Here is a 26,956-nt window from a genome sequence, read left to right as displayed (position 1 = left end):
GCGGTGATCGACGCGGATCGGTGACCAGTCGTCGATTCGAATCGCCGGACGATTACCCCTTTTCTCGAGTCGGAGTCACCCAGCGTGTCGAAAGCCCGTCCGGAGCAGTTATCGGAGCCACCGAAACGAGTGACATACTGATCGCGACACTGTCGTGCGCGATCAGGGGGACGTTGACTTCGGTGGCTCCGATGGTGTTCGAGCGCAGCGACCGTCGTCCGTTCGACGCTCTCGCCCGTGGAACCCTCGTTCTCGAGTGCCCCAGCGTCGCCGGCAGCGCCCCGGTGACCGTCGCCCGTCGACGCTTACGATTCGGGTGAGCGGATTCGGAGTCTGTTTCCGTGACAGGGCGTCTTGGAGACGACGCCGCTGCTGAAGTCGAACCGGCGCGATCCGCGAGCGGGCCGAAAACCGCAGGCAATCGAGGACGCGGCGCTCCCCGACGCCGAACAGATCGCGCTCTCAACGGCTGGGAGCCGCCTGTAGTCGATCCTCGACGGCCGATCCGGCGTCCGGACCGCGGCTCAGGCGCGCCGTTTTTGGTCTCGCCGCCCGAGATCCGAGTGTGGACGCGAATCAGCGAACGCGGTCGAACCCGTTCAACATGGACGAGGAGTGTCGGAACTGTCCAGCCCTCTGTGAACCGCGGACGCAGGTCGTCCACGGCTACGGCGACGTCGGCGCGGACTTCCTGTTCGTCGGCGAGCGGCCGAGCCCCGAGGCGGACGAGACCGGCGTTCCGTTCGCGGCTCCGGACACAGACTCCAACGGCGGAACCAGTCTCCGCCGGATGCTCGAGCGACTCGCGCTCTGTGACGCGAGGTCGCCGCCCGACCGGCCCGAACTCGAGAACGCCTACCTGACGAACCTCACCCGCTGTCGCGACCCGGAACGGCCGCCGACCGACGAGGAGGTCGCCACCTGCGAGCCGTATCTCAACGCCGAAATACGGATGATAAACCCCGAAGTCCTGATTCCGGTCGGCGAACGGGCGCTCGAAGCGCTCGGCGTGGAGTACACGACGACGCCGGTCGACGAACTCGAACTCCCCGCCGCACACGCGACGACCGTTCGCGGCCGCGGGTTCGCGCTCGTCCCCATGATCGATCCGCGGGCACAATCCGACGCCCAGACACAGGCGTGGCTCGAGCACTTCGCGTCGCTGATGGCGTCGGATTACCGCCAGACGAAGGGACGACGGGAACGCTAACCTACCAGTACGTGCTCCGCAGCCACCGCTTCGAGCGCGACCCGAGGACGGTCAACGCCCCCACGACGACGACCGCAACGGCGAGAACGCCGACCGACGGGCCGAACAGGTCGCCGGGCGACTCGAGCAGATAGCCGGTGACGAACCCGTACGCGCCGAACGCGACCAGTCCAACGACGACGAGGGTTCCGATCAGTCCGGCCCCCGTCAGCGTTCGATCGTTCATACGCCGGTGAAAGGAGTCCAGCGGCATAATTCCACAGGAATCCGCGGCGGACGCCACGGCTCGAACGTCCGACACGCATCCGGTTGGAAACAGCCGGAACGGGACCGGTGTGTGGAAACGCCGCGTTCAAGGGTCACGGTACCGGACGGTAGCGTATGATCGCCGTCGTTCCCGTCGATCCACCCCGCGAAGGACTCGTGCTCCCGTCGCTCGTCGAGACAACGTCGCTCTCCGAGTTCGAAGCGGTCACCGTCTACGAAGCCGCCGTCGCCGACGTCCTCCGTGCCGTCGACGAAAGCGGGGCCGACCTGCTCGTCAACTACCGCGACGACGGCACGCTGCCCGAGCCGTTTGCCGACGGGGAGCCCGAAGCGGAGGTTCGAGCGCTGGCGGCCGAGGCCCTCGGGGACGACGCCGAGCACGAGGACGACAGCGTCCGGTTCGAACGACAGGTCGGCTCGACTCGTTCAGCGCGGATCGGCAACACCGTCACGCACCTCCTCGAGCGCGAAGACGCGGGGAACGTCGGCGTGGTCGAACCGACGGTCCCGCTGGTCGGCCGCTCGGAGATCGACGGGGTAGCGATGGCGCTTCGGCGACACGACGTCGTTCTCGGTCCGTCGTCGGCCGGACGAGCGTACGTCGCGGGGTTTACCGATACGATCGATTTCACCGACGCGTACGCGACGCCGGCGCTGTCGACGCTCGCCGACCGGGCGGCCGAGGCCGGATTGGATATCGGCTTCGCACCGTCGATGCCCTCCGTGGCGACGGCCGACGGGCTCTGTTCGACGATCGCCGCGCTCGAGGCGCATCGACATGCGGGTCGGCCGATCGCGGCCGCGACGGCGGCTGCCGTCGACGAGGTGGGGCTTGCCGTCGGGGCTGACGAGACGCTCGAGCGAGTGGAGAACCGATAATCCTTTTTGAACGCGGCGGAAAATCATAGGCGAGGTGGGGTGGCAGAGCGGCCTAACGCGCCTGCCTTGAGAGCAGGTGGCTGTCAAGCCTCATGGGTTCAAATCCCATCCCCACCGTTTCTGCGACGAACCGAGGTAAGGAGCGAAGCGTGGACGAAGGGATCTGAATCGGGAAGGAACGTCGCTCCGACCGTGGTTCGAATCCCATCCACCCGTTTTGTCGTCGGTCAGTACTCGCACGGCGGCATCGAAATAGCTGTTCGGTGTGCACACGACCCGGAGACGATCCCCTCGGCCCCGAGAAGAGGACTCGGCGTCAACGCTTGATTCGCGGGCAGCGCCCTCAAGATGCCGGAGCGCGAATCGCTACCCATGTGGCCACAGGGCGTCGCAGGTGGGCCGTCGATACACGCGATCGCCATCCCACCACTCGGCGACGTGCTGGTCCCGGCGTTCGCGCTCGGACTCGCACTCGTTCACGTCGTCGCCGATCGACTCCAGTTCCTCGAGGCCAGCCCGCGAAGCCGGTGGCTGTCGATCGCCGGGGGCGTCTCGGTCGCGTACGTCTTCGTCCACGTCTTACCTCGAGTCGGGGCCGCAGCGGAGACGATCGGCGAGAGCGAAACGATCCTCGCGGCCCTCGACTACCACGTCTACGTCGTCACACTCGTCGGGTTCGTCGGCTTCTACGGCCTCGAACGGTTCGCAACGGTCGGGTTCGGCTCGACGTTCGCCCGCGCGGGATCGATCGTGGGCCGCGCTGTCGACGGATCTGGACCCCCGACCGCCCGAGCGGCGTCGACCGGCGTTTTCTGGATTCACGTCGGGTCGTTCGCGGCGTACAACGCCCTCGTCGGATACCTCCTCGTTCACCCGGAGGAGCCGGGGGCGGCGAGTCTGACGTTCTTCTTCGTCGCGATGGCGTTGCACTTCCTCGTGAACGATGTCGGTCTGTCCGAGCACCACGGACGAACGTACCGCGGGTACGGCCGATGGGTTCTCGCCGCCGCCGTTTTCGTCGGGGTTGCCGTCGGATACGCGACCCCCGTCAGCGAGTTTACGCTCGCGCTCCTGTTTGCGTTCCTCGCCGGGGGTGTGGTGCTCAACGTGATCAAAGAGGAACTTCCGTCCGAACGACAGAGCCGTTTCTGGGCGTTCGTCGTCGGCGCAGGGGGATACTCGCTCCTGTTGCTCACCGTCTAGCCCACGTCGGAAAAGGGCGACCGCACACGTGGCCCGGCAGTCGCTAGTTATACGACAGTTCGAGTTCGAGCGCGCGCTCGAGTAGATCGGCGTCGTAGTACTCCTCGGTCTGGCCCGGTCGGGTACGGTGGATCGTCCGGGCCTGCTGGACCGTGTTCTCGAAGTTCTTGAACGTCGCCTCGTCGACCATCTGGCCGTCAAGGGTGACCGCGCCGGTACCCTCGCGTTTGGCCTCGTTGAACCGTTCGATTTTGTCGACGTCGCGCTCGAGTTCCGCCGGCGTTGGCATGTGAATCGTGTTGGCTTGGATCGTCTGTTTGGGGTACAGCGACCAGGAGCCGTCGAGACCGAGGCGAGTCTCGTGCGCTACCTGATCGGCGTATTCGTCGGCGTTGTAGTAGGTCAGGCCGGCGCGTTCCTTGAACAGGTCGTCGAAGGGACCGCCGATCGAGAGCAACCCGGCGGCGCTGGCCTCGTTCGAGAGGGCCTCGAGCAGGCCGTCCCAGCGCGGCCGGCCGTCGCCGAGGTCGCGGCCGCCGAGTTCGGCGGTGTAGTCGACGGGGCCGAAGACGAGCGCGGTGAGCCGGGAGTCCTCGCCGAACCGGGCGATCTCACGGAGGTCCGACCGTGCGCGGCCGGTCTCGACGATGATCGAGAGGCCGATCGAGCCGTCGTCGTAGCCGTGTTCGGCCTCGGCCTCGGCGACGACCGCGGCGGCGCGTTCGACGTCCGCCAGACGGCCGACCTTGGGGACGACGACGCCGTCGATCTCGTCGCCCAGTTCCGCGACGAGTCGGTCGATCTGCTCGGTCCCCTTCTCGCGGAACGTTGCGTCCTCGTAGCTCCACTCGACGCGGGGCCAGATCTCGCCCGGGAACTCGTACTCGGGGACCGTCTCGATCGTGTTCTCGAGTCCCTCGGCTTTCATGTCCGGGGCCGTCCCGTCTTCCATGTCGGGGACGAGCCAGTCGGGAGCCCGGAATCCCTCCGCTTCAAGCGCGGAGACGAGGTATTTCGCCGAGTCCGATTTCGGAACGGCGGCCGGTGCAGTCTGGAACGTGCGACAGAGTCGGATGTCGTCGGTGTCGGTCATCGGTATCGTGTCAGGGGGATCGTTTTCGAATCTCCGCGGTTCTGGTTCCCGAATAGACGGGTTCGTCGTTCTGGTTGAACGCGATGTGTTCGAACCGGACGGTTCCCGCCGTCTCGTTCGAGGCGTCGTCCTCGGCCGAGAGCACGCGGGTGAACGCGTACACGGTGTCGCCGGCCGCGACGAAAGTGTGGAACGTTTCGTCGTCGAAGCCGACCTCGCGCCAGGTCCGCTCGTCCGAGCGGGCGTGACCGAGCGCCGTCGAGCGGGTGACGTCGCCGTAGGTGACGATATCTCCGGATGGGGAGTCGGCCATCACGTCGACGTTGTGATGTTGTTTGGCGGTGTTGAGCGTGGCAAGCGGCAGCGAGGCGACGGTCACGTCGTCTTGCGTGCGTCCGCGTTCGTGGCGATACGCGACGGCCGCGTCGCGACCGTCGACCGTCTCGAGGGCGTCGACGAAGTCCTCGAAGTACCCGCCGTCCGGGGTGACGAACTCGTCCGGAAGCCCGCCACCGTCTTCCCCGGGCGCTTCGGTCGACGTACTCGAGCCGCCGTCGGTTTCGACCGGCTCGCGTCGGGGGATCATGTTCGTCCGCTCGTACGTACAGAGGAGGTCCCCGGTCTCGGCGTTTTTCCCGCGAGTGCGCCAGGTGACGATGCCGTACTGGGGGCGGGAACTCGAGGTGGCCGTGTCGACGACTTCGCTCTCGACGCGGAGTTCGGTCCCCGGAGAGACCGGCGTTCCGGGGAACCGCACGTCGGTCCGGCCGAGGAAGTAGCCGCCTTTCTCGCTCAGGTCCTCGACGGTGCTCCCGAGCGTCGCGGCGGTGAGGTAGTCCGGGTGGATCGGCGGCTCGTCGAACCCCCGCTGCTGGGCGGCATCGGACCGCCAGTAGGCGGGATCGTGGTTGAGCGTCTGGCTCATCCACGACTCGTTGCCCCACCGCGTGAGCGCGAGTCCCGGGTCGTGCTCGATGAGATCCCCCTCCTCGAAGCGCTCGAAGTAGTTGCCCTTCTCCCGGGTGTCGGCCCGCTCGAGCGCCCGCGAGAACGTGTCTGGGTCGGTCCAGTCAGTCATCCGCGGTCACCTCGTCGGCGCGTCGCCGGTCGCGCTCGCGGCGCGCGAGCGTCCGCCGCATCTCGTTTTCGACGATCATGTACCCCTCGTCAAAGCCCATTCCCGGCTTGGCGAGCACCTGCGCGGCGTCGGTCGCGAGCGCAACGTGTGCGCAGGCCCGCGCGGACGTGGCCGTTTCGTTGCACGTGCCGCCCAGGTATGCGCGGGTCTCGGTCCCCTCACAGTAGCTGACCGCCTGCCCGCTGCGGTGGATCCCGCCGAGATCCGGCGTTTTGATCTGGACGAGATCGGCGGCCTCGGCGTCGACGAACGCCTGTACGTCCGCGAAGGTGTTACACCACTCGTCGGCGACGATGTCGACGTCGACGCCCGCCTCCGCGAGCCCGTTCCGCAACTCGACCATCGCCTCGATCTGGTCGGTGCGACCACCGGCGTCCATCGGCCCCTCGATCTGGATCGGGGAGGGCGCAGCCGCGTCCGCGAGCGCTCCGAAGTAGTCGACCACTTCCGGACGGTCGTACGGCGGGCCGAAGATTTCGCCGATCATGCCGTAGACGTCGATATGAAAGCGGGGTTCGTAGCCCTCCGGCCCCAACTCCCGAGAGCGCTCGACGAGCCACTCGACGTACTCGAGCAGGGGTTCGCCGTTCGCGCCGATCTTCTCGACGCTATTGATAAGTGCGTGGGGGAGGACGGGAACGCCCTTGACGAACATCTTCTCGGCGTTGGTGTAGCGGTCGTCGCCGGACTGGCCGAAGACGGGAACCGGCTCCGTCGCCGGTTCGGTATCGAGCGCGTCGGCGAGGACACCGGTACGCGTGGCGGTCGTCGCTTCGGCGGCCGCAGCCAGAAGCGCCTGCGAGACGCCGTAGCGGATCGCCGTGTGCAGTCGCTCGCCGTCGACCCGCAGGTCCTCGAGCAGTTCCGCGTTCTCGAGGAAGTCGGTCGCGTCCCGACCGACCAGTTCGTCGCCGACGGGACCCTCGACTACGGGCGCGTACTCCGCGGCCCGGAACAGCGGGTCGCGTCCGCCGGCACCGGAGTACTGGACCGCTGCGCAGTCGCCCCGAGCGACGGTCCCGTCGGCGAGTTCGACGTCGACGATGAGCGTCTCGCCGGCCTGTCGAATCTCGTCGAAGCCGTCCGTGACGGGGTCGCCGTCGTAGGTGAACCCGTCCTGCTGTGCGCCTCGCTTGATCGCGCGCTGGTCGTCGAAGAAGAACCCGGAGTAGCCGGGCGTCGCGTGAATGCCTGTGATCTCCATATCAGACGTCACCCTGTGACTTCGGTCGGCCGATGAGCTTGCCGTCGCTGATCGCGTCGACGTCGTCCGCGACCATCCGAAACGACTGGTCGCGGCCTTCGGTGTCGGCCCGTCGAGAGAGCCGCGCCTTGTGGATTTCCTTGATGTCGTCGTCCATCGCGAGGTCGCCCCACTCGAAGATCCGAACGCGGCCGTCGTCGTCGCGGGCCGGGAGCACGTCCCCTTTCGCGCTGTCGCTCGGAGCGAAGGGCACGTCGAGCGCGCCCGATTCGAAGGCCTCGAGCGTTCCCTGAACGACGTCGCCGTCGCCGTGCTCGAAGATCGTCTCCATCAGACATCGCGTCTCGCGCTCGATGAGGTCCTGTTCCTCCGCGATGCCGTCGATGTCGATCTGCTGTTCGATGGCCATGTCGATGACCTGCCGCGTCGTCCGGAGTCCCGAGGCGTTCGCTTCCTTCGTCGGCACGCCCTGGAACTCCTGTGGCGATTTGGTGATGACCTTGTCCGGCCGCGCGATGGCCGCGGTCATCCCGCCGAGGCCGATGACGCCGTTGGCGCGGGCCTCGTCCGGCGGGAAGCCGCCCATCCACTCGTGAAAGACCGTCGTGACGACGACGTCGTCAGGCAGGTACTCGTTGCCGAGTTTCTTCAACGCGTTCAGCGCGGCCACGTCTTGGACGACGTTGCCGACCTGCCCGTAGCCGAGCGTGATCGAGCGCACGCCCTGCGTGGCGGCGAGTTTACCCTCGACCAGCATGATCGCGATGGCGATTGAAGGCGGCACCAGCGTTCCGGTGAGGGGACCGAACGGCTCGCGGTTGATCCGGATCCCGCGCTCGGTGTACGCGCCGGCCAGCCGATCGACGAACTGCCAGCGTTCGATAGTCTCCTCGAGCCCGTGTCGCTTCGTATAGGGGATGTTGTAGGAGATCGGGCCGCCTTCGAAGCTCTGGAAGCCGCCGGCGAACGTGATCGCCGCGAGCAACCGGGCGTCCGGCGTCCCGTGGCGGACCTCGATCGGGGCGTCGATGGCCTCGATCAGTTCGCGACAGCCGTCGACGCCGTGGTTGACCGCCGGGAAGCCGTTGAGCGTGTCTTCGTCCGTCTCGCGGGCCTTTTCGAGCCCTTCCTGTGCCTTCTCGTATTCGTTGTCGCGCGTATACGAGTCGATGGTCGTCGGCAGGAGGTCGGCCTGTCCCGCCTCGTGGAGGTACTCGAGGAGTTCGATCTGGTCGTCGAGGCGTGGAACGCCGGCCCGCGGTTGCAACAGGGGCTTGTCGGCCGACTCGAGGACGTCGGCGAACCGCTTGTGCTCCGGAAGCGACTCGTGGTACTCGATGGCTTCCTGAAAGTCGACATCGGCACCCGTCGACCAGTTGGACCGGATCTCCTCGTCGATACGCCGTAGCTCGTCGGGGGGAATGCGTTCGTCTCGTATCATCTAGGAACTGATGGTAGCACGTTCCGACTCGGTCGGTGTAAGCTGGAGGTCCTGTCGGAGGGCAGCGATCGCGTCCTCGGGATCGGTCTCGGAGTCGAAGACGCGGTCGAACCCGAGTTCGCGAAACGTCTGGCGGGTTCGCTCGAAGTCGTCCTGACCGACGGCGAGGTTGCCGCCGATGTACGTGACTGCATCGACGCCGTGTTCCGCGAGGACGTCGTGGAAGCCCTGACAGTCCTGCTCGGCGTGTCCGTAGAGCGAGGAAACCAGTACAGCGTCGGCGTCGTGTGCTACCGCAGCCTCGGCGAACTCCGTCTGGGAAGTCTGGACGCCGAGGTTGATGACGTCGAAGCCAGCTGCACTGAAGGCCTGCTCAAGGATCGTGATGCCAACGACGTGAGCGTCGGAGCCGATCACGCCGAGGACGACCGTTTGGGACATCGTGTGCAGAACCATGATGAACTGGGGCATAAACTTAATGATCTTCCATGATAATACACCTTAAACAGCCTAACTGCGTCTATATGCCATGGGAACTACCTACATTATCGATGGTAAGGATTTTGGTAGTCGTCTCGCAAAGAAGGGGTACATGGGAGCACTTTCGAACCTTCGCGTGCTGGATCTCACTCAGGTGCTCGCCGGGCCGTACTGTACGATGTTGCTCGCCGACATGGGCGCGGACGTCGTCAAGATCGAACGGCCCGGCGGCGATCTCATTCGCTCGAACCCACCGTACGTCGACGACGCCGAAGAGGAAGCCTACGGCGGCTACTTCCAGAGCGTCAATCGCGGGAAACGGAGCATCGAACTCGATTTCACCGACGAGGAGGATCGCGCGGACTTCCTGTCGCTCGTCGAGGAGGCCGACATCGTGATCGAGAACTACCGCGCAGGCACGATGGAGAAGTACGACCTCGGCTACGAGACCCTCCGGGAACACAATCCACAGCTCATCTACTCTTCGATTCGTGGCTTTGGTGACCCGCGTACGGGCGAGACCGACCGGCAAGGACAGCCCTCGTTCGATCTCATCGCACAGGCGCTTGGCGGCGTCATGGAGATCACCGGGCCGGCCGACGGCCCGCCGATGAAAGTCGGCCCCGGGATCGGCGACCTCTTTACCGCGACGCTGAACTGTATCGGTACGCTCGCCGCCCTCTATCACCGCGAGCGGACCGGCGAGGGCCAGTACGTCGACACCGGCATGTACGACTCGATGCTCAGCATGACCGAACGCGCGATCTACCAGCAGTCCTACACCGGCGAACCGCCGACCCGGCAGGGCAACTCCCACCCGACGCTGTTTCCCTACAACGCCTTCGAGACCGCCGACGGCTACGCCGTCATCGCCGCCTTCGGCACCAACCACTGGACCGAACTCTGTGCGGCGATGGACCGCGAGGACCTCGCCGAGTCGTATCCGACCGCCGCGGACCGCCTCGAGCACCGCGAGCAACTACGGGCGGAGATCGCATCGTGGATCGGTGAACTCACCAACGACGAACTCGTGGCGACGCTCGAGGGCCGCGTTCCGGTCGCACCGGTCCAGAACACCGAAGACATCTTCGACGATCCACACGTCCGCGCACGGGACATGCTCGTTCCGGTCGAACAACCGGGTGCCGACACGGAGGTCGAAATCGCAGGCACCCCGATCAAGATGACCGAGACACCGCCCAAGCCCCGCGGTCGCGCGCCGTTGCTCGACGAGCACCGCGAGGAAATCCTCGGGGACGAAGCCGACGCCGAAACGACGGCCGACGACTGAGTGACGGGCTGACCGTCGTTTCGATGTGGAGATCCGCCTGCGGAACGAGTGCGAACGTCGAACTACCTCGTCCGGACGGCTAAACGTGATCGACCGGTAATACCGTCACAGTACCTCGGTGTGCCTTTCCAACTCCGAGCAACGGTCTCAGTCGAACCCTACCCGAACGTCACTCGATCCGGCAGCTCATTTGCACGTACTGAGGTCCTCACAATAGATCCAGTCCAAGTCGGGCCGGTCCTCGAGAAACGCCTGTAATACCGTCGCAAAATACGGCTCTCGGGAGAGTTTTGAAAGTTGATAGAACTGGAATACGTGGAGGGTGTGGTAGTGTTCTGGAGCCAGATCACCGGAAGATAAATCGTAATAACTGGTATCGCCTTCGTTTCGCCAATCCATCGCGTGGGCTTCCAACGTCGTCATCGCGGCTTGGACGAACTCTTTGGCCCTGCTGTCCTCAGTGACGACCCAATACTCGTACGGTCCCCACAGTCCAATGACGAACCCGTTCAAGACCCGCATTGTGGTCCCCGGTTCGGGATACTCGGACAGCCATAGATAGTCGTCTTTCTCGTAGGTGACCCATTCATCCGGATTGTTTCGGCGAAGCCCGACCATCGAGCGATACGTCTTCCTCGCGTGATCCAGCCACTTCGAATCCCCCGTGAGTTCGTACCATCTCAGAAACGCGGCGAGGCCGGTCCCCTGTGCCATACAGGAAAACCACGGCGCAGTTCGCGTGTACTCGGTTTTGAGGCTGTGGTCGAACCCGTAATTGAAAAAGTATGCGTCGTTCGACTCCGTCGTGTAATTCTCGAGTAGCTCATCAGTAATCGACGTGGCTTTGGATAACAGTGCGTCCTCCTCAGATAATCGATAACTATCAGCAAGGCTCCCGAGGTTTCGGAGCGTCCGTAACGGATGGTGCCCAGTTTCCTCCCCAATCTCAGCCATCGAGATGTCCGCCCATTCCGCGACAGCATCAGCAGCTATCGGCTCTTCCCGACGTGAATATGGGCTCTGAAACCATTGCGGACGATCCCAGTACCCGACTTTGAGAAGGTCGTAGTCTTTCGCCAGAACTTCCGTTCCATCGATCCCGACTCGTCGACGTGTGACCCCGGACGATGACGGTGCAGTACAGCCGGCGGTCCCCGCTGTAACCGCTGTACAAACGGTAAGGAACGCTCTCCGCCTCATATTGTCAGCTACTCATGTCGTACTGTTAACCCTTCCTGTGGCTCGCACGTCGATAGAGGGATGAGTACACTCTTGTACGACACGGGAGGGTCTTGGCGGTTCGTTTCCGGAGATCGGTAATAAGAGTTCGACGCAGTAGTAACCCTTTTGCGGAACCCCTACACACGTCCGAGTATGAGCAGCGACTGGCCAGTCGACCCGGACGGAGAAGAGGGCAGCGAGGGGATGCGCAAGTACGACATGCGGATCATCGCCGACAAGGTCGACGAGGAGGAGGACTTCCCGCTCGACCGCGACGAGTTCGTCGAGGAGTACGGCGACTATCCGATCCGGATCAACCACGAGACGGTCGTCGCGATGCGTGAGATCTTCCAATACGTCGACGAGGAGGAGTTCGAGACGATCACGGACATGCACAAGGCAGTCGGGGCCGCGATGCGAGAAGGCAACTTCTGGAAGTACCATCCCCAGGGCAAAGACCCCGAAAAGATCCACGCCTGAGAACCCGCTGCGGTCTCGTTGTTCGATAGTCAAGTTGTACGCCGGCGACGGAGCGTCGGCCGCGATCATCGCCGCCGCCCTACGGGTTCTCGAGCATCACGAATCTGGATTACGTATCACTTATACGATGGCGTTCGAAAGCTTCGGGCACCGTGACTAATACGCAGGTGACGCTCGTTCAGATCGACAACTACGGGCCGTGGACGGTGACCCCCGAGCCCCGACGCGAGGCCGATCTTCAGACGCTGCAGTCCCGCCTCTATGCCGATATCTCCCAGTTCGTCGGCAACCGCGACGGCTACGTTTTCTTTTCACGGTTCGACAATATGATCGCCGTCACGAACGGGCTCTCGATGACCGACCACGAACTCCTTCAGGAGTCGATCGGCAACCGGTATCCAGTGACGCTCAGTCTCGGCGTTGCCGCGGGAAAAACGCCCGTTCAGGCGCTTTCCGACGCGACAGAACGCCTTCAGGCGGCCGGCAGCGCACAGGACAAGAACCGACGGGAGTGTCTCGAGGGACGGACCATCGATGACGAGTACCGGACCGACGAGGACGTCCAGATCGCTCACTTCGACGTCATCAACGCGACCGGTAACTACACCGACGAACTCAACGCCTTCGATACGTTCATCGAGATCGAACAGGGTTATGCGGAACTGATGCGACACATGCGCTACGCCCACGACAGCCTCTCGTTTTTCGTCGGCGGTGACAACGTCATCGTCGTCTGTCCGGACCTCGACGCCGACGCCTACGAAGAGGCGATCTATCACGTCGAGGAGACCGTCGACGTCGAGTTACAGGTCGGCGTCGGTCGCGGCGAAAGCGCCCACGAAGCCGGCTTCGCCGCGAAACACGCCCTCGAGACCTGTCGAGCCGACGGCACCCGGGTCGAACTCGAGCGGTAGACGGCTCGAAAACTGAAGTTACGGAACTTCGCCGTGTGGTTTCTTAAGTGTGCCGGAGGTAACTTTTAGCCCGGGCACGGGCATTGGTTACATATGGAATCGGAACTGTCAGTCAGGGATGTCCTGACGACCGAATACGTCGGTGTCAGCGAGTCCGATACCGTCCTGGGTGCCGTACAGCTCATGCGCGAGGAGCGGACGAGTTGCGTGCTCGTCGTCCGGGGAACGGAACCGGTCGGCATCATGACGGAGTGGGACGTGCTCGAACTCGTTGCCGACGAACGCGATCCGGCCGAAACGGCCGTCGAGGAGGCGATGACGACCCCCGTTATCTCGCTCGAGCCGGATCATTCGCTTACCGACGCCGCCAGTACGATGGCGCGCCAGAACATCCGAAACGTCGTCGTCGAAACCGAAGACGACGTGCTCGGACTGGTCACCCAGCGGGACGTGATCGCCGCCGCAGGCTCGTTCCAGGCGGCGATGACGCCGGTTCGATCGAACGAGGAGCCGTCCGAACGGGAGCGACACGCCGACGAGCGCGCAAACCCCCGTCTCGGCGAGGAGACCACCACGCAGTCACAGGTGCTCCCCAACGGCGGCGACGAGTTCACCACGCAGGGTGTCTGTGAAGCCTGCGGGTCGCTCGCGGACGAACTGTGGGACGCCAACGGACAACTGGTCTGTTCGGACTGTCGAACGGTATGACAGCTCCGGTGTGCGTGGTCACCACGCACGGTACGGCACCATTTCTATGCTAACTGTTCACGAGGGGATTCCTTCCGATAGAAAGACCTTTCGGGTGTCGCGGTGCACTGGTCGACAATGATTGCTACCCTCGACGAGCTCGACGTCGAAGGGACCACCGTCGGTGTCCGCGTCGACGTCAACAGTCCGGTCGACGACGACGGAGCACTCGCGGATGACGCCCGACTACGCGCCCACGTCGATACCCTCTCGGAACTGCTCGAGCGTGGCGGCCGCGTCGCCGTCCTCGCCCACCAGGGTCGGCCCGGCAGTGACGACTTCGTCTCGCTCGCCTCCCACGCGGAGCGACTCGCGGAGTTGCTCGGCCGACCGGTCGACTTCGTCGACGCAACCTTCAGTGAGACCGCCCGCGACGCCGTCAGAGCACTCGGAAACGGTGACTGCCTCGTCCTCGAGAACACCCGCTTTTACAGCGAGGAGTACATGGAGTTCGATCCCGACCGAGCCGCCCGAACCCACCTCGTCGAAGGGCTGGCCCCCGTGCTCGACGCGTACGTCAACGACGCCTTCGCCGCGGCCCACCGTTCACAGCCGTCGCTCGTTGGCTTTCCCACCGTGTTACCCGGCTACGCCGGTCGCGTGATGGAAACGGAACTCGACGTCCTCGGCTCGATCGAGGAAACGGCCGAGCCCCGCGTCTACGTTCTCGGCGGTGCGAAAGTCCCCGACTCGATCGACGTGGCCTGGAGCGTCCTCGAGAAGGGACTCGCGGATCACGTCCTCACCGCGGGCGTCGTCGGTAACGTCTTTCTCATCGCCGACGGGGTGGACCTCGGCGACGCCAGTTCCGATTTCATCTACGATCAGGGCTACTGGGACGAGATCGACCGGGCTGCCGACCTGCTCGACGCCTACGGCGATCAGATCGCACTCCCCCGCGACGTCGCCGTGTCCAGGGATGGCTCCCGCCACGAGGTCGGCGTCAACGCCTTGCCGCCACGCGACGGCGAGGCCGCGATGGATATCGGCGAGTCGACGCTTTCCTACTACCGGCGGATCCTCAACGACGCCGAAACGGTCGTTCTCAACGGTCCGGCCGGCGTCTTCGAGGAAGACGCCTTCCAGAAGGGAACGCGACAGCTGTACGACACCGCTACGACCGCTCCAACGAGTATCGTCGGCGGCGGCGACACCGCCTCGGCCCTGCGACGACTTGGCGTCGACGGGTTTTCTCACGTCAGTACCGGCGGTGGCGCGGCGCTGCGGATGCTCACCGCCGAACGGCTTCCCGCAGTGACCGCACTCGAGAATGGCCCCCGAGCTAACGATTGAGCCGGCGACGAGCGACGAGCTCGATGCGGTTACCGACCTCTGGGTCCGACTCGCCCGGGGCCAGCGCGAACACGGTTCGGCCGTCCGCGCCGACGAAAACCGCGAGTCGATCCGACAGATCCTCGCCGCCCACCAGGTCAACGACACCCTCCTCGTCGCCCGCGTCGACGGGACGCTCGTCGGGTTCGCCTCGTTCTCGGTCGAACGCGGAGCCCTCGAACTCGACACCACCCGTGGCACGCTCTCGAACCTCTACGTCGAACCCGCCGCCCGCGATCGGGGCGTTGGAACGGCACTGCTCGAGGCCGTCGAGACGTCCCTCGAAGCCAGCGGCGTCGACGTCGTCCGGCTCGAGGTGATGGCCGACAACGACGCGGCCAGACGGTTTTACCGCCGGCAGGGCTACGATTCCGTCCGCGTGACGATGGAACGGTCGCTCGAGGACCGGACGGAAAACGATACACACTCAAAGGAGGACGGATAACTAACGGACTGCGCCAGGGGAGCATGGGCGGTTCATGCACTCGACTTGTAATCGAGACTTCGTGGGTTCAAATCCCACCCCTGGCTTGACTTCTCGGGTTCAAGGCCCATACTGGTGTGACTTGACTTACTTCTCATCGCTACCGGCCCGTTCCCGCCAGTTGCGAATGTCCTCGAGGACCGACCATCCTAACGGCACCAACAACACGATTTGACATCCTCCTCCGCGTGAACGCGGCGGAATCCCGAGCGGACGGAAATCGGGGATTTCCGAGCATCGTGGAATCTTCGATTCCGCTCAGCGGTGGGAGTTTCAGGTTTGCAGTCCAACCACCGGACTACCACACCTTTCGGGCACGGGTAGTCCCACAGTATCGGTGTGAGGGACTGCTGGCGGTGCCAAACCGCCGTTTCCCCTCTCTTCGACCGTGTATGGCGTCCCACTGTTGTTTTTGCCAGTGGGACGCCAGCAGGCGTCAGCAGAGTCGGGGGTATCGTGGTGCTCGCTTTGAGCAGTCAGCACGGACACACTCTTCTAGAATGTGCGTTCACCGACTGCCCTTTCGGATATTACCTCGTTTCGTGGGCGGACAGGCCGCCTCCGAAGGACGGTTCGGAATCCGCTCCGTTCCGACCGAGGCATTGTTCAGATTAGCTGATTCCAGCAGTATGCGTAGCTCTGCAACCATGTTTCTGCAGTTGCCGGATCGGCGTTTCTGAAGCAGTTTCCAAACTGGGAGGTGCGTCGTTTTATCTCTTGAAAGAGACGTTCGACAGCGTTCCGATTTCCGTGTTTTTCGTAGCGAAATCGGAGGCTGAGATTGTGGAGTGCCGCTTTGAGCCATGTTGCTGAATCGACGAGAAACACGGCATCTTCGATGTCGTGTTTCTCTCTCTCTCAGTTCGCGGAGAAACATCTCAGTAAGTGCGGTTGTACGCGTTGAATAGAGCTTGACGTGGAGGAATTCGTTCGTTTCGGGATCGATAGCCGCGTACAGCCAGTAGCGCTGAGCATCGAGTTGGATCACGGTTTCGTCGAGCGCAACGTGATCCGGCTGTTTATCAGCTGTCGGCTGTAGATCGGCTTTCTGCACCCAATTATGGATCGTCGATCGTGCTCGTTCGACACCGAATCTCTCTAAGACAGAAACAGTATCCGAAAGTGATAATCCAGACAGATGGAGCTGGATACTCAGTCGCATTAGCTCGCGCGGTGTCGCCTCACGCTCCACAAAATCTAATTGAATCCCGGTACTAGAGCCGGTGAAGCGGCTGGATTCTGGCATGGATACCTAGAATTCTGACCGCCTCGCTTTTCAGATCTTATCTGAACAGCGCCCCAATGGTCGGCGAATCGAAGATTCGCCTCGACAGCAGAACACGAAGCGTTCTGAGGACGGCACAGCCGTCGGCGGGTCGCCATCGATGAAACCGCTTTCAAGATTAACGGCGACTGGTCTTGGGTGTACGCTGTAATAGACGTAGACTCTAGGCTCGTTCTCGATGTCGCAGTGTTTGGACGACGAGGTACCGATCCAGCCGCTGCGTTCCTGCATCGATTGACCGAGAAACACGATCTCTCCGAAACGGTGTTTCTCGTCGATGGCTACGGCTATCTGAGTGCCCTCTCTCGGGCGTAGGGTTGAGCGGGCAGCTCGACTACGCTGATCGAAACCAGATTGAAAAGTGGTTTCACACCTTCAAAGTGCGAGTTGACCGCTTCCATAATTCGTGGGTGGGCAGTCGGGCGAGCGTCCGCGAATGGCTTGAACAATTCGTACACTATTATAATACACAGCAACCGCACCAATCACTCAACGGATAGACGCCAGCAGAGGTGCTTAACTAGACAGTGCCGATGGGACGGTTTTGGATAACATCCGCATCTACCGACCCTCTGATCGTTTGGCATTTGTGCGGTCAGATATCGCCGATTGCCACATCCGCAATTGCGAGATGGTGAATGCACAGGGTTTGTGCACCACGATGGAGTGGATGGGTCGATCGTCAACTATCAGGTTGAAGTGACCGCAACGGCGATCACGATCGAAACGAACGGCGGCACGTTGGTCTCCGAGAACGAGTTTGAAGGCAGCCGCGGAGTTGACCTCGCAAACGTCGAGAACTGTCGGATCATCGGGATAATATTGACGGAGAGACATCAGACGGGAATAATTCTGCCTTTGCTGTCCGGGTGATTTCAAATTGTAACTACCAAACCATCCAAAATAACGTCGTTAAAAATGTGGATACTGCATTTGACAACCGGGAGGATGACACAAAGATCGGCGGGAATATCGTGCGACAATCCTGCACTCGTGTTTATTATCAATCAGCAGTTCGCGGGTTGTTGACCGTCTCGTTACCGTTGCTGTAGATCGCCTGTTCACTCGGAACGGCAGGTATCCTGGGTCTGCCAGAGGATCGTATCCTTTGTCGTCGACACCCTCACGATCGAATCACATGCGGAGGGCGTTAGTTTCGGGCGACTACTCGAGCCAAACGTCCCAACATCGCCGACACTCGATATCTGGGTTCGCTCGACGATAATCGCCCCCTCTGGGATTTCGCTATTCGCGGGTGGATACGTTTTGAGCCGTCCCCAGTCAAACCCAGCTTGATAGACCCGATAACTCGCAGATCGGGTAACGACTTGGGGATCGACATAGACCGGTCCGTCACTAACGCGATGGGCCTCGAGGATTGCATCTACCTCAGACTGGGTGAGTTCCGTCCGATGGACGCGCTCCTCGTTATAGATGGGGTCATTGCGGATCGTATACGGAGTTGTGAGCGATGCAAATATCAGCAGTGCAAGCATCCCTAAAGCAACAGCCTGGCCGCTCGGTCGGAGAGAGATTTCCTTGAGGACAAGAGCGGCGAGCACAGAGAGGAAAATCACCAAAAAGATGAGGATTCGATGGGGGAGCAAGAACTTATCAAGTCCTGCGAGAGTGAGCGGGTAAACTAAAATTCCCATTACAGCTGTGCCGCTGACGATTACCAGCCTGCGCGGGTCCATCCGAGACGGGTCGAGCCACAGGATCGCACCGGCAACTCCGAGCGCGAGGACTACCACATACCCAGGCTGATAGAGCCAGTTCGAGAGAATCGAGTAATCGAGAGACTCCGCATATCCGGTTGAGGTATTTCCGACGCTCGAGAGGGTCCGGAGGATGCGGACCATCGCTCCTCCTAACAGCGAATACTCGCCAGACGGGGTGAGCATCCAATTGAGGAGCATCACGCCTCCGGCCAAGGTCGCTTGCAGTGCATCGATCGGGACTCTTGTCTTTCGCTGTCCCCAAAGTTCGACTCCCTTATCGACTGCAAAGATGGAGATGAGCAAACAGACTGTGATAACGCTCGCTAAGTGATGCGCTAAGAGGCTGACAACCAATAAGACGATTATCCCTATTCTCGAGATCCACGAATTGTCTCTTGTCGTCAATATATAGATAATTCCCAAAGCACAGATTATAGCGATTACAGACGGTGTGATACTAGTTACGCTCCGGACGACAAACATGTCCCCGACCCCAGCGAGCACTCCGGCAAGGATTCCTGCTCGAGGATCGACTAAGCGTGCCGTGATCGCGTAGAGACCGACGATGGTCGTGATCGCGAACGGCACAACAATCGTAACGAACACTGCAACTCTGGGCGAGAGTCCCGTAACCTCAATTACCGTCCTGATTGTCCAATGGAATCCACTCGCAGCTGAGTATTTGCCAGCCAGCGCTGTAAACTGATCCTCTCCGTTCAAATCAGTCAAATAAAGATGGAAATTTAGGTCATTTCCGGGTATCGTGTCTAATTGGAAGAATCGATGGGCGCGATAAAGGATAGTGAGCCCAATCGTTTCGACCACCAAAATCGCTCTTCGACGGGGTGTCAGTGGCGCAACTAACCCAGCAGCAGAGACACTCAGATACGCCATCGTCAGAGACAGGAAGTACCAGACTGGCCTCTCATAGCCAGATATAGTATCTCCTATGACCGTGAGCAGGACGCTAATCGCAATGGTCGCCTGCGCAAACCGATAAATATCCATTTGGTTTGTGTGGGCGCGTCCGGTCCGGTCGACTCCGACAGAGATCAAACCGGCTGCAACAAAAGCCGCGCCGATGTACGATTGGCCGAGATTGAGACTGAAACTCAAAATAATAACAAGTAGGCCTAATGCCGTAGTGAGTGCTCCAAATCCGAGAACGACATTGCTTCGGTTCCAAATCATATTGATCAGCTGAGATGGCCATACATACATGTGGATAGAAATCAATTTTGCCAATTATACAAACGCTTTGAATTATAATCGAGAGCGCCGCAATCAGCGCAGTGGTTGCCGGCGTTTTGATCTTTTAGCTATCGAGGATCGGCCGCGAGAACTCGCGAAGAAGATGATTGCGACAATTTCTGGTGGTATACTATATGTGGAAGGAATCCTACTATTGAGAACTCGTAGCCGCACCGTCAGCTGACAAACGACTCGTTTTGACCTGTTGTTGCCAGTGACCGCGAGACAAACGGAAGTCGATAGACCACCCTCACTCGAGCAATGGCAGACTCCTTCGATATCGAGGTCGAGACCTACGGGGGGATCGACTTCGAGACGATCGCGACCGAGGAACTCGACAAGGCGGCGACCCGGACGGTCAACCAGTGGGTCGACAACGTGCTCGAGTCCGGCTACAAGAACACGGGCAATACGGCGTTCAAGTCGACAACGACGGGAATGTGGTAACTGACGAACTCTAACACCGACACACGGCGTTCATCCGGCACAGCAGACCCCGATCGGGTCCTTTATCTCCCACAATGATGCCTTTCACCGGTTATTAGCTCGTTTTCTCGAGTGCTTGCTGGTGAACGCTGCCACAGACCACTGCGGAGTAATCAACAGAGAGCCAGCAACGAGTAACCTGGGGCGAAAGCAGGGTGAACCCTGTGCCGTTGGTCGAATCCGTGCAACAGCAATGATACCCGCGCCATCGTCGGGGAACGGGCTGCTTGTGAGTCCGCCGACTTTAGAAGCGACATTAACACATATATCGACAAGAATACGGATATTCGAGTCGCTGATCGAACGAAGCGCGGTGGGTTCGCCGGCCGCTTGGACTGTCACCGAGAACTCGTCGGTCACAAACGTGATGATTGCGTCTTGCCTCGACGATATTACACGGGTCGACGATCGGTACACACACCCGAATATTAATTGTATACTTATTCTTACAAAATTCATATATATTAGGTCAGTATATCGACGATCATGGGGAATAATATCCCATTTGGCCGGCGAGACGTACTGAAAACCGGAGCAGGTGCGCTGGTTGCCGGAACGACGCTGCTCGGAAGTGCAACCGCGAGTTCTCGGCGGTCGAATCCGGCGGTGAGCCTCCGGAGCAGCCCGCAGGATCCGATTTCCCCGGACGAGGTGAAAGACGCTCTCCGACAGGAGAAAGACGCGCTACGGTCCGAACTGAGCGACTCGAAGGTCCGAACGCTAACGATGGGTGAGTACGTCGACGCTCAACTCCGGAACAAAGACGACGTCGTCGCGTTCAACCTGATCGCGAGTGACGGGACCCTCTCGGTGTACACCGGACGAGCGCTCACCGGTGTCGATGACGGGACTACCGAGTCCGATACTTCCTCCTCCAGTGTCGAGCGACTCCACGAGACCGCCGACGAACACCTCTCGGACAGACGGCAGCGCGCGTCGGTCCACTCGAGCGACTTCGAGAACGTATCGGATTACCGAGAGGATGGTGATCTGGAGGGGGTCTCCAATGCGGAAGGATACGCGCAACTCAGAACCTACGTCGACGAGTATGAGGGGAACAGTGACGTAAAGGTAGTCCGGAGTCGGGCCGATCAGCGCGTCGAGGACGTCCAGGGTGCCTGTACTACACACATCGGGACGGGAGACCAGACGCTGACTCACGACCACAACGAGGATTCGACGGAACTCGACGACTGGACGCCGAACCCGAACAACGAGGACAACCAACAGGGAAGTTCGACGGTCACCCTCTCACGGTCCGGCATCGAGTATTCGTACACGTACGACCACGACGGAGACGTAACGGTAACCGACGACAGCCCGTTCGAAGAGGAAACCGCGCGGGCACGCATCGAGATGCCCGGCCGAAACCTCGTTAACACGCCCGACCGGATGCGAGCGAGTAACGCCAGCCTGGTCAAAGTCAACGATCCGACTCCGATTACGCAAGTCAAGTGGTCACTCGAGTGGGGAGTGTTCGACTACTACTCCGGACGGTGCATGTACGACAGCCTCTCGATGAACTTGACTTCCTACCCCGTTCTCTAAGGGGCCGTTGCGATCGACGGAAACCGATCAGTTGCCGAACGGGCGGTCCGCCGTCCGTTCGACGTACCCGAAATCAGCAACGGGGGCCCCGAGACGGTTCGAGTGCTGAGTCAAGGTGAACGTTCATAACGGATGGGCAGAAACCACCAATCGTCCGGGATAACTCCCTATCCAGGTACGATTGGAGACAACTCACATCCATCGGTAACCCCCGTTTCCAATCGACCCGGACAGTCTCCTGCTCGAGGACAGTTCACGGAATGAACGTCCCGTCTCGAAGTGAATCGATACGGCTCCCGCTCCGGGATGATCCCGGAACGGGAACGGCCACAGAGGTACAATCGTCCCTTGTCAGGCGAATATTTCCGCTTGAAGTGTTTTGAGAATAGTTACAGTAATAATATTATTCTACTATAGATTCGAAAGTAATACACCAATGGACACAAACACACATCAGTGGATATAATAATCCTACAAGCAAGGATTGAGGCCAGAGGTTTTATATATGGCCAGAGAAAGAGTCCGGCCAATGCTACTCTCAGTCGATCGTTCGGAAGCAAACGATATGGAGTCGGTCAGTTTCGAAGTCGTCGAAGCAGTCGCCGAACGAGAGGGCGTCGATCCGACGGATATCGAACCTCCCGAGTACGAAGCGCTCTACGAAGTCATCAATCCCGAAGCTCTGGATTCGCTGTTTGCTCCCCGGGAAGACGATACTCCCCGAACGGCGGGACGCGTCGAGTTTCCCTTCTGTGGCTATCACGTCGTCGTTACGGAGGACGGTGACGTCGAAGTATCCGAGGAGCGTCAACGCGAGACATAAGCTGCCGGACACCGAACGTGCCGGCCTTAGCTTTCGGTTTCGCCGATCCGGGCCCGCCACTCGTCGGGGATCGATCGGGACGATCCCGTTTCACGGTCGACGACGACCTGTACTGTGCGAGCCGTCGCCGCTCGTTCTCCGTCGGCCAGGATTTCGTAGGCGATCGGGAGACTCGAGTCTCCGAGTTCACGAACCGTCAGTCCGACGATGACCGCCGAGTCGGCCTCGATCGGCCTGAGGTAATCGATCTCGAGGCTCGCGAGGACGGTATCCACGTCGGCGAGTGAAACGCCGAGAACGTTCCTGAAGTACGCCTCGCGGGCTTGCTCGAGGTACGTGGCATACGTTGCATTGTTGACGTGTCCCATAAAATCGATGTCCCGAAGCCGAACGTCGATGTCGACCTCGTAATCGTAGCTGCCGCCCATACCTGAACGACGGAGCCGATCACCGTATGCGTGCCGTTCCGTCTCGGAAGGCGGTCGGACCGAACACCGAAACCGATCCCCCGCAGTCGAAACGGGTTACTCCGATCGGCGTACTGTCTCGAAAACGCGCTCGTGAAGCCGATCCGTGACGATCTCCATCAGCGGCTTCATGTTCTCCGTATCCGCACGGTTGTACTCGACGAGCGTCTCGAGCGCGCGATCGTCGCCGCCCTCGTACTCGTGCCAGAGCCGCACGGCGTCGCGACCGCTGATATCCGGCATCTCGCGATCGATATCGAGTTCGCGTTCGATCGCTTTCAACCCGCCGTCGAGTCCGAGTTGCTTGCAGGGGTACATGAGATCGACGTGGGGAACCGAGACGTCCACGTCGTAACAGGTCTCGAGAAACGGGACGTCGAACCGCTGGCCGTTGAACGTCACGAGAAGCGACGACGATTCGAGTTCCGATTCGAGGCGCTCGCTCGTGAGATCCCGGCCTTTGACGAAGGTTTTCGTCTCGCCGTTCCGGTGAAGACTGACGGTCGTGACATCGTTACAGGTCGCGTCGAGACCGGTGGTTTCGATGTCGAGAAAGCAGGTCTCGGACCGGACGTTCTCGTAGAGCCGCCACCGGCTGGCGGCAGGCAGCGCCTCCACGAAGACGGAGACGTCACCGCGTTCCAGATGGGTCCGTCCCTCGTCGATGAACGCGTCGATCCGATCGGCGAGGGTGTCGCCGACGACGCTCCCGTCGAACTCGTCCCAGTGGGTAATTCCGTTCTCCCAGAGACGACGTTCGGTGACCTCACCGACCCCGCGGACGGGAATGAAACTGTTCTCGATTCGCACACCCGTTCGGGGGAACGGCGTGGATAAAAACGCTTGGATCGGTCGGCACCGACGACTCCCGGAGAGCGGTCAGATCGGGATCCACTCGGTCGTCGTATCCCGATCACAGAGGTACCACTGCTGTTCGTACTCCTCGCCACGTGCGCGTAGTTCGACGATCGCGTCGAACATCGGTTCGAGGAGGTTGACGGCGTCGTGATCGCGCTCGAGTGGCAGGTGATAGTGTCCCATCCCACGGGCGTGTTCGACCCGCGAGGTCGTCATATGGAGGAGTCGAAACACCCGTTCCGTGTCGTATTCGTGGAGGAGTCGGACGAGCGAATCGATACAGACGCGAAGTTCGGCGGCTTCGAGTCCGTCCGCGTCCTCGTCGAACGCATCGATGGTTTCGATGATCTCGATGCCGAGCGTGCTAAGCGGCGTTCGGTTGTCGGCCCTCGGTGCGTTCGATTCCGGTGCCAGATCCATATCGGCGTATTCGATCGTCCGAGACGTTTCGGTCTCGTTCTCGCGTATCGAGCATCCATCGACCGTATCGGTTACGAACAGCCGATACCGGGTGTCGGTCCCGGGTTCGGCCCCCGATTCGACTTCACCCCGAAGTCGGTGACAGACGGCCTCGTGAGCGCCGCTGGTGCTCGTCCCAACGAGCAAAATATTACTCCCCTGCCGCTTGAGCGTTCCGAGCGTCTGCGCAAACGCAGCGCTTTCTGCCCCCACACTCCCATGCTCGCGTACCATCTTGCGTAACAAACAAACCGGTATACAATAAATATTGGGGCTGCACAAACGCTAAAAAGCGGCCGATTTCCGGTGGGAATTAGCCCCCTGATCGACCACCTGATCTTTTGATACCCGGACCCGTACGGGGCATATGGCCGACCGCGACGACGACGAACTCGTCGACGCCGTTCGTGAACTCACACGAACGATCGACGAACTCCGAGAGGAACTCGATACGACTTCGCCGCGCCGTCGACCGCCGCTTCGTCCACCGACACCGCGGGAGTTACTCGCGTTTACCGACGACGTCGCGATTCCGGCGACCCTCGCCGTTCTCGAGTCGAGCGTTCGGACACTCGAGGCCTTCCAGCGGGGCCTCGAGATCGTTCGAACCGAACGGGAGGTCAGGGATCGCGCGTCGGAGATGACGGCTACCACGAGCGACCGTGCCGGTGACCTCCGGCGGACGACCCTCTCCCAACTCGATAGCGTTTTAGCCGAACTCCAGCGGGCGGTTTCGTCGGGGACGCTCTCGGCCGACGAGGACGCACGCGACCTTCTGACGGAAGCGCGCGAACTCCGTGACGAGGTCGACGAGCGACTTCGAAACGCGACTTCGAGCGCCGAGTCAGAGCGGACGGACTCGTCGACCGCGGTCGAAATCGACATCGACGATCATCGGCCCCAAACTGACGGAACCGACGACGGTCGAACCGACGGTGCCGACGGGCCCGATCCCGGCGTCGACGTCGACGCCGAACTCGAGACGCTGAGAGATCAGTACGCGCCGGACGACGATGACCCGACAAAAGCGGATTCGAACCGTTCCGACCGGCCCGAAGCGGACAGCGGCTCGGAGACGGATAACGAAACCGACCGAAGCGACGAATCCGACGAGGGGGAGGATTCCGACGGCGACAACGGAACTCAGACCGGCTCGAACCGGTAACCGTCCCAGTCTTGGCTTTCGGGTTCCCGAATTCCAGCGCCGGGCTCGCGAAGTTCCTCGACGTAGACCGGCCGGACTTCGTCCCCGGTCTCGATGTCGTCGGTCGTCACCTGACCGAGGGCCCGAACCGACTCGCCGTCGACGGTAAACTCGACGATCGCGAGGTGGTTCGGTTCGCGAACGCCCGGCGGTGTCGCGGTACTGGTCGTCCAGGTGATGACCTCCGCGGTGTGCTCGCTGAGGTCGATCGTTTCCACCGGCTCCGCGCCGCCGGGGCCGCGCGGGTGACCGGGGTAGCTGATCGAACCGTCCTCGTAACGGGTGGCCTCCATGGTCATTGTGCAGCCTCCATGATGGTGGTAATCACGCAGTTGCCGAAGCCGCCGACGTTGCAGCACAGTCCCACGTCCGCGTCGACCTGTCGCGGCCCTGCTTCGCCGATGAGCTGTTCGTAGATCTCGACGCCCTGAGCGACGCCGCTTGCGCCGAGCGGGTGACCCTTGGACTTGAGTCCGCCGGAGGTGTTGATCGGTAACTCGCCGTCTCGTGTCGTGTATCCCTCCTCGACGAGTTGCCAGGCCGAACCGTGTTCGGCAAACCCGAGTCCCTCCATCTGGAGGAACTCGAGGATGGTGAACATGTCGTGGAGTTCGGCGACGTCGATGTCCTCGGGTTCGCGGCCGCTCATCTCGTAGGCACCGCGCCCGCTTTCGACGACGCCGCCCATCACGGTCGGATCCTCGCGTTCGTGGACGACGTGGGTGTCGGTCGCGCCGTCGATACCCGAAACCACGACGTACTCGTCGGTATACTCCGCGGCGACCGACTCTGGACAGAACATGAGCGCGGCCGAGCCGTCCGTGATCGGACAGAAGTCGTACAGCCGAAGCGGATCCGCGACGATCGGCGACTCGAGGGCCGTCTCGACGTCGATCTCCTTTTGGAACTGGGCGTTCGGGTTGTCGACCCCGTTCTCGTGGTTCTTGACCGCGACCTTCGCGAGGCTCTCCCGGGGCGCGTCGAACCGCTCGAGGTAGTGTCGTGCCGTGAGTCCGGCAAACGACGGCAGCGTGACGCCCTGTTTGTACTCGGCCGGATGGGCGATCGAGGCGATAATGTCGGTTGCCTCGCCGGTGGTACAGTGAGTCATCTTCTCGCCGCCGACCAGCAGCGTCATCTCGCTGGCCCCGCTTGCGACCGATTGCCAGGCGGCGTAGATCCCTGCACCGCCGCTGGAACTCGTCTGATCGATCCGCTGGGCGTACGCCGGCATCACGCCCAGATCGTGCGCAAGCGCGTTCATCACCCCGGTCTGTCCTTCGAACTCGCCGCTGGCCATGTTCGAGACGTACAGGTGCTCGACGGCGTCGGAATCGACGCCTGCATCCTCGAGACACTCGATCCCGGCCTCGGCGAGGAGATCCATGATCCAGCCCTCGCGTTGTCCGAACTGGGTCATGGACGCGCCGATGATTGCAACACGTTCCATACCGTACCGAACTTGAAGCA

Annotated in this window: 27 protein-coding genes, 2 tRNA genes and 2 pseudogenes; 17 read left to right on the top strand and 14 right to left on the bottom strand. The window is 61.6% G+C overall.

Features of this window, described 5'->3' with window-relative positions:
- Positions 1–604 precede the first annotated feature (604 nt).
- Entirely contained in the window at positions 605–1,210 is a 606-nt protein-coding gene (locus TX80_RS12400) for a uracil-DNA glycosylase (RefSeq protein ID WP_049924067.1), read from the top strand.
- A 1-nt stretch (position 1,211) separates the two neighbouring features.
- Here TX80_RS12400 and TX80_RS12395 read toward each other — a convergent pair whose 3' ends face one another.
- Positions 1,212–1,436, bottom strand: a complete 225-nt coding sequence (locus TX80_RS12395) for a hypothetical protein (protein ID WP_049923447.1) — start codon at positions 1,434–1,436, stop codon at positions 1,212–1,214.
- A 155-nt stretch (positions 1,437–1,591) separates the two neighbouring features.
- On the opposite strand from TX80_RS12395, the gene TX80_RS12390 reads away from it, so the two are divergent.
- The 3 genes from TX80_RS12390 (at position 1,592) to TX80_RS12380 (ending at position 3,559) form a co-directional block, all read left to right on the top strand.
- Positions 1,592–2,356: a hypothetical protein gene (locus tag TX80_RS12390; protein ID WP_049923446.1), complete on the top strand. Its 765-nt coding sequence runs from the start codon at positions 1,592–1,594 to the stop codon at positions 2,354–2,356.
- Between the two features lie 33 nt (positions 2,357–2,389).
- A tRNA-Ser gene (locus TX80_RS12385) sits at positions 2,390–2,473 on the top strand.
- Positions 2,474–2,728: 255 nt separating this feature from the next.
- Positions 2,729–3,559, top strand: a complete 831-nt coding sequence (locus tag TX80_RS12380; protein WP_049923445.1) for a hypothetical protein — start codon at positions 2,729–2,731, stop codon at positions 3,557–3,559.
- A 43-nt stretch (positions 3,560–3,602) separates the two neighbouring features.
- Here TX80_RS12380 and citE read toward each other — a convergent pair whose 3' ends face one another.
- The 5 genes from citE to glmS are packed head-to-tail and all read right to left on the bottom strand — an operon-like array spanning position 3,603 to position 8,891.
- Complete coding sequence (citE, locus tag TX80_RS12375; protein ID WP_049923444.1) at positions 3,603–4,652, bottom strand: L-malyl-CoA/beta-methylmalyl-CoA lyase; 1,050 nt, start codon at positions 4,650–4,652, stop codon at positions 3,603–3,605.
- A 10-nt stretch (positions 4,653–4,662) separates the two neighbouring features.
- Positions 4,663–5,730, bottom strand: a complete 1,068-nt coding sequence (gene mch, locus TX80_RS12370) for a 2-methylfumaryl-CoA hydratase (protein ID WP_049923443.1) — start codon at positions 5,728–5,730, stop codon at positions 4,663–4,665.
- The gene (locus TX80_RS12365) at positions 5,723–6,994 is read right to left on the bottom strand and encodes a methylaspartate ammonia-lyase (protein WP_049923442.1); all 1,272 of its coding nucleotides are present in this window, start codon (positions 6,992–6,994) and stop codon (positions 5,723–5,725) included. The genes mch and TX80_RS12365 overlap by 8 nt, the downstream gene beginning before the upstream one ends.
- Before the next feature lies 1 nt (position 6,995).
- Positions 6,996–8,435, bottom strand: a complete 1,440-nt coding sequence (locus TX80_RS12360; RefSeq protein WP_049923441.1) for a methylaspartate mutase subunit E — start codon at positions 8,433–8,435, stop codon at positions 6,996–6,998.
- The gene (gene glmS, locus TX80_RS12355) at positions 8,436–8,891 is read right to left on the bottom strand and encodes a methylaspartate mutase subunit S (protein ID WP_049924065.1); all 456 of its coding nucleotides are present in this window, start codon (positions 8,889–8,891) and stop codon (positions 8,436–8,438) included.
- Positions 8,892–9,027: 136 nt separating this feature from the next.
- On the opposite strand from glmS, the gene mct reads away from it, so the two are divergent.
- The gene (gene mct, locus TX80_RS12350; protein WP_049923440.1) at positions 9,028–10,206 is read left to right on the top strand and encodes a succinyl-CoA:mesaconate CoA-transferase; all 1,179 of its coding nucleotides are present in this window, start codon (positions 9,028–9,030) and stop codon (positions 10,204–10,206) included.
- A gap of 186 nt (positions 10,207–10,392) precedes the next feature.
- On the opposite strand, the gene TX80_RS12345 is transcribed toward mct, so the two are convergent.
- Positions 10,393–11,406 carry a D-glucuronyl C5-epimerase family protein gene (locus TX80_RS12345; RefSeq protein ID WP_081661587.1) on the bottom strand — a complete coding sequence of 338 codons (1,014 nt, stop codon included), beginning with the start codon at positions 11,404–11,406 and terminating at the stop codon, positions 10,393–10,395.
- Positions 11,407–11,580: 174 nt separating this feature from the next.
- Here TX80_RS12345 and TX80_RS12340 point away from each other — a divergent pair, with 174 nt between their 5' ends.
- From TX80_RS12340 to TX80_RS12315, 6 genes are all read left to right on the top strand, one after another.
- On the top strand, positions 11,581–11,907 hold the full coding sequence (locus tag TX80_RS12340) for a DUF5785 family protein (RefSeq protein ID WP_049923438.1): 327 nt from the start codon (positions 11,581–11,583) through the stop codon (positions 11,905–11,907).
- Between the two features lie 152 nt (positions 11,908–12,059).
- Positions 12,060–12,821, top strand: a complete 762-nt coding sequence (locus TX80_RS12335; RefSeq protein ID WP_049923437.1) for a GTP cyclohydrolase III — start codon at positions 12,060–12,062, stop codon at positions 12,819–12,821.
- 93 nt (positions 12,822–12,914) lie between these two features.
- The gene (locus tag TX80_RS12330; RefSeq protein WP_049923436.1) at positions 12,915–13,529 is read left to right on the top strand and encodes a CBS domain-containing protein; all 615 of its coding nucleotides are present in this window, start codon (positions 12,915–12,917) and stop codon (positions 13,527–13,529) included.
- Positions 13,530–13,646: 117 nt separating this feature from the next.
- Positions 13,647–14,861 (top strand): phosphoglycerate kinase, encoded by a 1,215-nt coding sequence (locus TX80_RS12325; RefSeq protein WP_049923435.1) that lies wholly within the window; start codon positions 13,647–13,649, stop codon positions 14,859–14,861.
- Positions 14,839–15,345 (top strand): GNAT family N-acetyltransferase, encoded by a 507-nt coding sequence (locus TX80_RS12320; RefSeq protein ID WP_049923434.1) that lies wholly within the window; start codon positions 14,839–14,841, stop codon positions 15,343–15,345. The genes TX80_RS12325 and TX80_RS12320 overlap by 23 nt, the downstream gene beginning before the upstream one ends.
- A gap of 12 nt (positions 15,346–15,357) precedes the next feature.
- Positions 15,358–15,431 (top strand) — tRNA-Thr (locus TX80_RS12315).
- Positions 15,432–15,990: 559 nt separating this feature from the next.
- On the opposite strand, the pseudogene TX80_RS18700 reads toward TX80_RS12315, so the two are convergent.
- Positions 15,991–16,630: pseudogene (locus tag TX80_RS18700) on the bottom strand (IS6 family transposase).
- Between the two features lie 123 nt (positions 16,631–16,753).
- On the opposite strand from TX80_RS18700, the pseudogene TX80_RS12310 reads away from it, so the two are divergent.
- Together TX80_RS12310 and TX80_RS12305 are read left to right on the top strand one after the other, a co-directional pair.
- Positions 16,754–17,169 (top strand): annotated as a pseudogene (locus TX80_RS12310) (DDE-type integrase/transposase/recombinase); the annotation flags it as partial.
- Positions 17,170–17,320: 151 nt separating this feature from the next.
- Positions 17,321–17,542, top strand: a complete 222-nt coding sequence (locus TX80_RS12305) for a hypothetical protein (RefSeq protein WP_154658642.1) — start codon at positions 17,321–17,323, stop codon at positions 17,540–17,542.
- A gap of 188 nt (positions 17,543–17,730) precedes the next feature.
- Here the strand turns inward: TX80_RS12305 and TX80_RS12300 are convergent, their stop codons facing one another.
- On the bottom strand, positions 17,731–19,110 hold the full coding sequence (locus TX80_RS12300) for a hypothetical protein (RefSeq protein ID WP_154658641.1): 1,380 nt from the start codon (positions 19,108–19,110) through the stop codon (positions 17,731–17,733).
- Positions 19,111–19,902: 792 nt separating this feature from the next.
- Here TX80_RS12300 and TX80_RS12295 point away from each other — a divergent pair.
- From TX80_RS12295 to TX80_RS12285, 3 genes are all read left to right on the top strand, one after another.
- Complete coding sequence (locus TX80_RS12295; protein WP_049923431.1) at positions 19,903–20,088, top strand: hypothetical protein; 186 nt, start codon at positions 19,903–19,905, stop codon at positions 20,086–20,088.
- A 525-nt stretch (positions 20,089–20,613) separates the two neighbouring features.
- Complete coding sequence (locus TX80_RS12290; RefSeq protein ID WP_154658640.1) at positions 20,614–21,675, top strand: hypothetical protein; 1,062 nt, start codon at positions 20,614–20,616, stop codon at positions 21,673–21,675.
- Positions 21,676–22,204: 529 nt separating this feature from the next.
- Positions 22,205–22,498 carry a HalOD1 output domain-containing protein gene (locus tag TX80_RS12285; RefSeq protein ID WP_049923429.1) on the top strand — a complete coding sequence of 98 codons (294 nt, stop codon included), beginning with the start codon at positions 22,205–22,207 and terminating at the stop codon, positions 22,496–22,498.
- Positions 22,499–22,524: 26 nt separating this feature from the next.
- Here the strand turns inward: TX80_RS12285 and TX80_RS12280 are convergent, their stop codons facing one another.
- The 3 genes from TX80_RS12280 to TX80_RS12270 all read right to left on the bottom strand — a co-directional run bounded on the left by TX80_RS12280 (position 22,525) and on the right by TX80_RS12270 (position 24,516).
- On the bottom strand, positions 22,525–22,926 hold the full coding sequence (locus TX80_RS12280) for an acyl-CoA thioesterase (protein WP_049923428.1): 402 nt from the start codon (positions 22,924–22,926) through the stop codon (positions 22,525–22,527).
- A gap of 96 nt (positions 22,927–23,022) precedes the next feature.
- Complete coding sequence (locus TX80_RS12275) at positions 23,023–23,775, bottom strand: ribonuclease H-like domain-containing protein (protein ID WP_049923427.1); 753 nt, start codon at positions 23,773–23,775, stop codon at positions 23,023–23,025.
- Positions 23,776–23,844: 69 nt separating this feature from the next.
- The gene (locus TX80_RS12270) at positions 23,845–24,516 is read right to left on the bottom strand and encodes a DUF7504 family protein (RefSeq protein ID WP_049923426.1); all 672 of its coding nucleotides are present in this window, start codon (positions 24,514–24,516) and stop codon (positions 23,845–23,847) included.
- A gap of 133 nt (positions 24,517–24,649) precedes the next feature.
- Here TX80_RS12270 and TX80_RS12265 point away from each other — a divergent pair, with 133 nt between their 5' ends.
- A complete protein-coding gene (locus tag TX80_RS12265) occupies positions 24,650–25,447 on the top strand; it encodes a DUF7547 family protein (protein WP_049923425.1) in 798 nt (265 codons plus the stop codon).
- Here the strand turns inward: TX80_RS12265 and TX80_RS12260 are convergent.
- Positions 25,426–25,785: a nucleic acid-binding protein gene (locus TX80_RS12260; protein ID WP_049923424.1), complete on the bottom strand. Its 360-nt coding sequence runs from the start codon at positions 25,783–25,785 to the stop codon at positions 25,426–25,428. The genes TX80_RS12265 and TX80_RS12260 overlap by 22 nt on opposite strands.
- Positions 25,782–26,936 carry a thiolase family protein gene (locus tag TX80_RS12255; protein WP_049923423.1) on the bottom strand — a complete coding sequence of 385 codons (1,155 nt, stop codon included), beginning with the start codon at positions 26,934–26,936 and terminating at the stop codon, positions 25,782–25,784. The genes TX80_RS12260 and TX80_RS12255 overlap by 4 nt, the downstream gene beginning before the upstream one ends.
- Positions 26,937–26,956 lie beyond the last annotated feature (20 nt).

The organism is Halopiger djelfimassiliensis, from assembly GCF_000455365.1.
Lineage (GTDB): Archaea > Halobacteriota > Halobacteria > Halobacteriales > Natrialbaceae > Halopiger_B > Halopiger_B djelfimassiliensis.
Note: the sequence above shows the minus strand (reverse complement) of the source record. Positions and strands in the feature narration are given on the sequence as shown.